This is a genomic window from Clostridium sp. (genome assembly GCF_051656525.1).
In the GTDB taxonomy this organism is placed as follows: Bacteria; Bacillota; Clostridia; order Clostridiales; family Clostridiaceae; genus Clostridium.
In genome coordinates, this window is record NZ_JBOGCC010000356.1 from 1 (window position 1) to 9,482 (window position 9,482).

At 28.4% G+C, this 9,482-nt stretch carries 5 protein-coding genes and 1 pseudogene; all 6 read right to left on the reverse strand.

What is annotated here, in order from left to right:
- Nucleotides 1-4,339, reverse strand: a pseudogene (locus ACRDDY_RS17385) (hypothetical protein); the annotation flags it as partial.
- Nucleotides 4,340-4,509: 170 nt separating this feature from the next.
- Entirely contained in the window at nt 4,510-4,899 is a 390-nt protein-coding gene (gene panD, locus ACRDDY_RS17390) for an aspartate 1-decarboxylase (protein WP_438566189.1), read from the reverse strand.
- 1 nt (nt 4,900) lies between these two features.
- Nucleotides 4,901-5,749, reverse strand: coding sequence for a pantoate--beta-alanine ligase (gene panC / locus ACRDDY_RS17395; RefSeq protein ID WP_438566190.1), 849 nt, complete (start codon nt 5,747-5,749; stop codon nt 4,901-4,903).
- Between the two features lie 13 nt (nt 5,750-5,762).
- Entirely contained in the window at nt 5,763-6,593 is an 831-nt protein-coding gene (gene panB, locus ACRDDY_RS17400; protein ID WP_438566191.1) for a 3-methyl-2-oxobutanoate hydroxymethyltransferase, read from the reverse strand.
- Entirely contained in the window at nt 6,584-7,426 is an 843-nt protein-coding gene (locus ACRDDY_RS17405) for a Rossmann-like and DUF2520 domain-containing protein (RefSeq protein WP_438566192.1), read from the reverse strand. Before ACRDDY_RS17405 ends, panB begins: the two co-directional genes overlap by 10 nt.
- 336 nt (nt 7,427-7,762) lie before the next feature.
- On the reverse strand, nt 7,763-8,791 hold the full coding sequence (gene namA / locus ACRDDY_RS17410) for an NADPH dehydrogenase NamA (protein WP_438566193.1): 1,029 nt from the start codon (nt 8,789-8,791) through the stop codon (nt 7,763-7,765).
- Nucleotides 8,792-9,482: the final 691 nt, after the last annotated feature.

A 9,482-nucleotide genomic window follows, 5' to 3' on the forward strand; every position in this document is an offset into this window, starting at 1 on the left:
TTTCTGGCTTTACTTCTGGCTTCTCATTTGGTTTTACTTCTGGTTTTGTTTCTGGCTTTACTTCTGGCTTCTCATTTGGTTTTACTTCTGGTTTTGTTTCTGGCTTTACTTCCGGCTTCTCATTTGGTTTTACTTCTGGTTTTGTTTCTGGCTTTACTTCCGGCTTCTCATTTGGTTTTACTTCTGGTTTTGTTTCTGGCTTTACTTCTGGAGTAACTTTATCTTTTTCTACTATCCAAATTATTTTTTGATTTTTATCTATATATTGATCTGGCATTTTAGATATTATTTGATTTTCTCCATTAATTACTTTTACTAAGTGATACCCTTTTGGTATTTGAGGAATTTTAACATTTTCTGTACTTTGTCCCTCTTCTCCTGATATTGTATTTTCTGGTACTAAAACTTGACCTTTTGTACTTATTATTTCTGTTGTTATTGTATATGTTTTTATTTTTTCAAGTTTTATTACTATTCCTATATTATAATTTCTAAAGTTAGATATTATATTTACTTTGTTTTTTGTAGTTGATACAGTTTTCCCTGTATCAATATTTGTAACTATAGTTTCTGCTACTTTATATCCATTTGGAATAGTTATACTTTCTCCATCAATGCTTATAACATTTTTATTTTCGCTCATTTCAGTTGAAGCTTCTGGATCACCTGCCACATTTATTTCACTATTTTTTACTATACTTCCATCTGGATATTCTATTTTTAGATTTATTTTTGTTTGTATTTTTTTTATATAATAAATTATCTGTTCTCCACTTTGTCCAATCTTTTCTGGTAACGTACTTCCATCTGCATTTGGTGTAACTTCAATGCCATTGACAGTTTCTTTTACTAACTCATATCCTTTAGGAATTTTTATACCACAAAGACTTGAATCTAAATAATTTCCTGTTAATCCATTTAAAATATTATGTTTTTCTATAGTATTTGAATTTTGTACAACCTCATCTTTATTATTAAGAACTTGTACTTGCACAGTAACTGGAACAGTTTTTATTTGTGACATTACAAATTTTACTTTTGTAAGTACAGTATTATCTCTTATTCCTACATTTTCAAGCCAATTCATTAAATTTCCAGTATTCATTGAGTATTCTCCTGCACTTCCAGGTGCAATATTCACTCCATTTATACTTATATAATCTAATTTATATCCTAATTTTTCAAACTCACTTTCATTATTAATTGCAAATTTTATTAAATTCATTAATTTTTCTGGTGTCTTTAATGTACTATCATTTACGATATCTTCTCCATTACTAATTAAATCTCCAAGTTTTGGATCTTTACTTAATGGGTCTACTGAATTTTTCAATTCTTTATTTAAAATATCATTTGGTATTTCTGATGTTCCATCTACTATTATTTTTCCCTTTGAATTTTTCTTATAATTTTGAACTATTATTGATGACATCCAAGCATTTTGCTCATTAGCTCCATATGGAACTAATGTTGTTACTGGTGAAATTGAACCTATTCCATCATCATTATCATAATATTTGTATTCTGCATTAGTTGTTTGAAATACATTCTTATCTACATTATCTAACTTTATTTTATAATACATTGTATAGCTTGAACCTGGGTTTATTGTTGTTTTTACTAAATACGCTCCAATATTTTTTAAATTCATTCCCTTAGTATATTTTACCCACCCTAACTTTTTAAGTTCTTCTGATGTTAAATTTCCAAGTGTACTTGCATACGGTGTATTTAAAATTTCTTGGTTTTTAGGATTATTTAAATCCTCATTAGGTAATACCCATGTATCTGCCCCATTTGTATCAATATTCTCTAATGTACTGCTAAGATTTCCTACATTAGTATCTCCAAAATTTGCTGATAATGTATTATTATCAGCTGATGGAATTCTTCCTGAAATAGTGTATGTTTTCTTCTCATCTCCAAGATTATTTATAACATTAGTTATTGTTGTTGTATTATCTTTAGATACACCATTACTATACTGTCCACAAATATTTGCTGATGTATGAGTGAAGTTTACTGTATCTGTAAAAGCTGTATTTTCAGCATATCCAGTCATTCCCCATGAACTCATTTTTCCATTTACCTCTACTACAGGATATATATTTCTTGTTTCATTTCCATTTTGATCACATGGTGATATTGATGTAGTTATACTATTCAATGCTATATTTGTATATTGAACTGGAACTGTCACTTTTAATAAGTTTAAAGGTGTATTATTTGGAATTTTTATTATTATGTAATTATTTTCTATCTTTATGTCATTTGAGTTTACTTTTTCACCATTAAGAAATACATTTCCTGTAACAATAGCATCTCCTCCAAAGTTAACTCTTATATATGTTCCAGCTTTATAAAGACTTTTATCTCCAGCTACATTCACTCCTATAGCTCCATTTATAGTATGAGGTTGACTTAACCACGTTGCCATTTTACTTTCTGAAATATTATTACTATAAATACCATGCCCTCTTTGATTATATGTTGTTATTCCATTATCAAAGCTATCAAACCTTGTATCTGAAACTGCCCATGTTAAAATTTCTGATGCTGAAACTCCATGTGAAAACTCTCCATCTCTAAAATATGTTGACTGCGGATATGTCCATGAATTAGTTCTATTAATTGTATCTCCTATTAAGTTATTAGGTGGAGTTACTATCCCTAAAAAAGAATTTTTAGAAACCTTTTTTATTGTATCTGTTTTTGAGTTTTGAAAATCTTTTATAGTATCATTAGAAATATCATTTTCATTATATAAAACTCCCACTATGGTACTTGATGCAGACGTTGGATATGTACTCCATCCACTATAATTTTTAGGTATTTTTATATAATTTCCTCCTATAACTTTACTTTGTCCTTTCTCTATACTACTTTTTGTATATACAAAGTTAGGAGAAAAACCTGATTCTAAAGTATCTCCACTTTTATATGAAGGATATTTATTATTTATAATGTTATACATTATCTCTTCTTTTTCCTCTAATGTTCCTGTAGTTAATTCATTTAAAATATTTGTAGGTAATTCTACATATGTTAAATTTGTTGACTCTAGATTCTTATCATTTTGAGTAATTATACCTTCTCCATTAGTTATACATGAACCTACATATGCAATTCCATTTCCACCTTCTGAATTAACTTTTGCACTAAAATCCGTTCTAATTGCATTAGTCATATTTCCATTACCAAGAACAATTCCATGATCACTTGATTCTAGTGTAAACTTATCTATCTTTTGACTTTCATTTCCTTTTGGAACATATTGAACACTTACACTACTTCCACCATAATTTACTGAAGTTCCTTCCTCTGTAACCTTTCCATTAGTAAATGTCTCACCATTAGTTTTAGGAATTAAATTTATACTAATATTTCCTGATACAGGTACTCCTGTATAACTTATATTAAACAACTTTATATTTCCATTTAATAATTCATTTAATAAGTTTCCACTTACTGTATAACTTCCATCATTATTTACTTTTAGTTCTGGATTATCTATCGGTGTTAACTTTACTCCATTTGGTTCTGAAACTGTAAAGCTTAAGCTTTTCACATTATGATTTCCATTTATATACCCTATATTATTAAAATCATATTTAGCAACATTTCCACTATCTTTACTCCAATTCATTTTTACATTTAAACTATTTCCTTTTAGACTTATACTTGGATTTATGCTAGATGAATACTTTCTTGTAAGAAGTATTTTCCCAAGACTAATATTTTTTTCAATATCCTTTTTATTTAATGTATAACTAAGTTCCATTACAGGATTTAATTGAACTCCATTAATTGCATTATTAAGATTAACGGATAAACTAAATATATAGCTTCCTGAAGTGTTCCAATTATGACTATAATTTTGAATTTGAATATTTATATCATTTTCTAAATTTTTAATTGCTAATTTTTGCTCACTTGTCAAAGCTTTTCCATTTATTCCTGATGGATTTAAATTAACCTCAATTGATGGATTCTCTAAATTATATAGCTTTCCATTTGAACTAGTAAATTCAATAGGAATATTATATTGAAAGCTTGTTCCTATAGCTCCTATATCTCCAGTTTTAGGAACAACATTTTCAGGAATATATTGTGTATTTGCTGTAGTTCCATTACCTACATTTTTTATTATATTTATCTTTCCCACATTTATATTAACGAACTCTTTGACTGTTTTACTACTATCTATATTTATCTTACTATTATTACCTACCTTTTTTACTACTTCTCCAGTTGCTACTACACTTGGCATTATTACTCCTACCGATACAGCTGTTGTAAGTAATATTTTACCTACATTTAAATGATTTTTTCTTCTCACAAAAATCCCTCCTTTGTATCATTATATAAATAGCTTTTTCTCGTATTGATTATATTCTTTATTATCTCATAATCTTAAATTAAATTTTCAAAAAATCCTTTTTATTAATATAAATTTAAATTTTAAAGAAAAAAATGCCTTAGAAACTAATTTCTAAAGCATTTTTCATTTTAAATATCTACTATTTCACCATGTTTTTCATAGTTTGCCATTCTCTCTATTTCATTATCCTTATTTACAAATACAACCTTGGGTTTATGACTTTTTGCCTCTTCACTATCTAAAGTACAATAAGCCATTAATATTATTCTATCTCCAACTTGTACACATCTAGCTGCTGCTCCATTTAAGCACATTACCTTTGAGCCTCTCTCACCTTTTATTGTATATGTCTCAAATCTATTTCCATTATCAATATCTACAATTTGAACTTTCTCATACTCTAATATTCCTGCTGCATCTAAAAGATCTTCATCAACAGTTATACTTCCTACATAATTTAATTTTGCTTCTGTTACACAAGCTCTATGAATCTTTCCCTTTAACATTGTTATATTCATCTTACTTTTCCTCCCCTAAACTGTAGTTATCAATTAATCTAGTGTTTCCTATATAAACTGCAACTAAAACAGTTACTGGTCCATTAATTTCATCCTTCACTTCTTCAAGTGTGTCCTTATCAACTATCTCTATATAATCTATCTTTGAAGAATCTACACTATCTATTTCTTCCTTAATTATATTTTTTAAAACACTTACTCTTTTCTCTCCACTTTCAAGAAGGATTTTTGACTTATTTAATCCTCTATTTAAAACTAAAGCATCTTTTCTTTCTTTATGTGATAAATAAGTATTTCTTGAACTTTTAGCAAGTCCATCTTCTTCTCTTACTATAGGACACCCTATAACTTCTACATCTATATTTAAATCCTTAACTAATCTTTTTATTATAGCTAATTGTTGTGCATCTTTTTCTCCAAAGTATGCTCTACTTGGCTTAACTATATTAAACAATTTAGTTACTACTGTACATACACCATCAAAATGTACTGGTCTTGATTTTCCACAAAGCCCTGCACTTAATCTATCTACATGAACTGTTGTTGAAAAATTATCTCCATACATTTCTTTAGCATTTGGATGGAAAATATAATCTACTCTAGCTTCCTCACACATTTTAGAGTCTCTCTCTAAATCTCTTGGGTAGCTTCCTAAGTCCTCATTTTCACCAAATTGAATTGGGTTTACAAAAATACTAACTATAACTATTTCATTATTTTTTCTAGCTTCATTAATTAAACTTAAGTGACCTTCATGCAAAAAACCCATAGTAGGCACAAATCCAATCTCCTTATGCTTATGTCTTAAAATCACTTCTCTAACTTCTTTTATAGTTGTTAAAATTTCCATCCTTAGTTTCCCCCTAATATAATTTTTCTATTACTTCATCACTTATTTTAAAGCTATGTTCTTCACTTGGAAAAACCTTATCTTTAACTTCTCTATCATATTCCTTAAAAGCTTCTTTCATCTCTTCACCAAGTTCTCTATATCTTTTAACAAACTTAGGTTTAAATCCTGAAAACATTCCAACCATATCTTGATATACTAAAATTTGACCATCACAATCATTTCCTGCACCAATCCCTATTGTTGGTATATTTATAGACTCTGTTATAATCTTTGAAAGTTTACTTGGTACACATTCTAAAACTATAGCAAATGCTCCTGCTTTTTCTAATGCTTTAGCACTTTCTATTAAAGCTCTTGCCTTATCTTCTTCTTTTCCTTGAACCTTAAATCCACCAATACTATTTATAGATTGAGGGGTTAACCCTATATGTCCCATAACTGGTATAGATGCTTTAACTATAGCTTCTACTTGTGGAACTACTTCAAGTCCCCCCTCTAATTTAACAGCCTCGGCTCTTCCCTCTTTAACTAATCTTCCAGCATTAAAAACTGCATCTTGTACTGATGTTTGATATGACATAAAAGGCATATCTGTAACTACAAGTGCATTTTTAACACCTCTTCTTACAGCTCTACTATGATGAATCATATCTTCCATAGTAACTTCTAAAGTATCTTCATATCCAAGAACAACCATCCCTAAAGAATCTCCAACTAAAATCCCATTAATACCCGCTTCATCTACAAGCTTAGCTGTTCCAAAATCATATGCTGTAAGCATAGATAATCTTTCCTTCCCTTTACTTTCCTTAAATGTAACTGCTGTATTTTTTAATTGCATAAGAACTCCTCCACCTTTTTAAAATCTTTATTATTTTCTTTTCCTATCTCCAATAATTTCTTTGATAAAAGTTTATAAACTTCCTTATCTTCATTTTTAGAAACACTTAAATGTTTTTTAATAGTTTCTAAATCATCTCTTTCCACAGGACCAGTTAAAGAATTAAATAAACCATTTCCCTTTATATTTTCAATATTATTTTTTATTAAGGGATATAGTGCATCAATTGCTTCTTCCTCTGTAAAGCCACATTCTTCTATGTCTCTAACACCTATAGAAATTAAAGCTAATACAAGATTACTAACTGTAACAGCACCTTTATGATATTTAACCTTATCTTCTTTTTTTATTTCTTTAACCTTATTAGTCTTAGAAAATAACGATTTCACTAACTGAAGTTTTTCACTATCTCCTTCAATTGCAAAAAATGCTTCATTTAAAACTTTATAACTTTCAAACTTATCTTTTATTGGGAATAATGGATGGACTGAGTATCCAAAGACATTTAAATTTTCTCTACCTTCAAAAACATCTGAGCTTAATGCTCCACTGCAATGACAAACAATTTTATTTTTTATAGATAATCCTTTTAGATTTTCCCACACATTCTTTATTTCTGAATCTGTAGTTGTAATAAATAATATATCACTTTCCTTAACAATATCTGTAAGATTAAAAAATCCTCTTGTTCCTGTAAAATTTGCTGCTTCATTTATGCTGTCAACATTTCTGCTAAAAAATCCTGATATATTAAAACCATTTTTCTTTAAATATTTTCCTAATGAAAAACCTACTTTTCCACATCCTATAAAACCTATTCTTATGATTATCACCTCACCTTTTGAGTATAATATCATCTAAAGTTCTATATAAAAATAAAATTTAATTTTAGGTACAGCTAACTATGCCATCCTTTTTTAGGATAACAATTCACTATTTTAAAATCAATACTTTTACTTACTAAATTGTTAATTTTTATAATATATATTTTCAGTTTATTCCTTTTTTATATCTATATTTTTTCAGTACAAAAATATTTTTTATCATTTTCCCGCTATCTTTTTTATATTTTGTAAATATTATTTAATATTTAACAACATTTAAAATAATTTTTCTATAAAAAAAGATACTTGAAAATCTAACTTCTCAAGTATCTTTTATACTATATTCTATATTCCTCTTTCATAAGCCTCTGGAATATATGATAATTTAATATTTCTCTTTCTAGCTTCATTTAAAACCCAATATGGATCTCTCAATAACACTCTTCCAAGGAATATTAAATCTGCTCTATCATTTTCTATTATCTCAGTTCCCTCATCACCAGTAGTAATAAGACCTCCTGCCATAACAGCTATATTACAATGTTCTTTTATATATTCAGCATCCTTCACTTGGTATCCTGGATATACATTTATGACAGCATCAGACACAACGGCACCTGTACTTACATTAATAACATCAATACCTTCTTTTTTAATGATATTTATAAGTTTAGCCATCTCTACTCTAGTATTTCCACCTTCCTTATAATCATTAGCAGAAACTCTAAAGAAAATAGCCTTATCCTCTGGCCAAACCTTCTTAACTTCTCTTAAAACTTCAACTGCAAATCTTGCTCTATTTTCAATACTTCCACCATATTCATCATTTCTTTTATTAGATAGTGGTGATAAAAATTCTGAAATTAAATATCCATGAGCTCCATGAACCTCAATAAAATCAAAACCAGCTTCTAATGCTCTTCTTGCTCCCTCTTTAAAAGAAAGCTTAACTTCTTCAATATCCTCTTTAGTCATTTCTAATGGTTCCTTGTACTCATCACTAAATCTAATATTTGATGGTGCTATAATAGCCTCCTTAGAAACAGAACACTTTCTTCCTGCATGAGCTAATTGAATCCCTGCATAAGAACCATACTTCTTAATTCCAGTAGAAAGAGCCTTTAACCCTTCAACTTGAGAATCATTCCAAATTCCTAAATCCTTATCACTAATTCTACCTCTAGGCTCAACTGCTGTAGCCTCTAAAATAATAGCAGAAACTCCACCAAGAGCTCTATTTATGTAATGAGCATAATGAAAATCAGTAACCAATCCATCATCTTTTGCCATATACATGCACATAGGTGCCATAACAACCCTATTCTTAAGATTTAAGTTTTTAACACTATATGATTTAAAAATACCTTTATCCATATCTTTTTCCTCCTACTTCTTAGATAGTACTAAATTTGAAATAAACACTATCCTTTAAAAATCTCTATACTATATATTTTACACCTTCATAGGTTTTTTATTTAAAAACTCTTTATAAACATTTTTGTTAATATAATATAATATAATTAATAATTGTTTATTATTACTATTATTTGTTCCGTCAATTTGAACGGTTGCACCCGTCCTATTTTCCCACACACTCCATACGATTGCGCCCATACAGTAAGGACTTTTCTCCCGTATGACCTTTATAACATCCGTAATATTTCCCCACACTCCCCTTCATCTTCACCTGGTGCTTTAAGACGACAAAAATCCTTCTTTCATAAAACTTCTCAAAAAACTTTCTTTCTTCATAAAAAAGGAAGTTCCTATACTTATAAAAATAAGCTCTTCCCTGCTCACAAACAGAATTATAAAATTTCCACGCCTTCCCTAAAACAATAATATCTCCACACTTAAAAAATAATATTTTTTCAAAATAAAAGATACATATCATAAAAATAATTACACTAAAACAAAATACAAAATCATTCATCATAAGAACCTCCAAATTTTATTTTCATCACTTAAATATGCAGAAAATATATTTAGAGTCAAAGAAATTTTAATTCTATATATTATTTTTCAATTTCATTTTTATCCATAAATATTCAAAACCACTATTAGG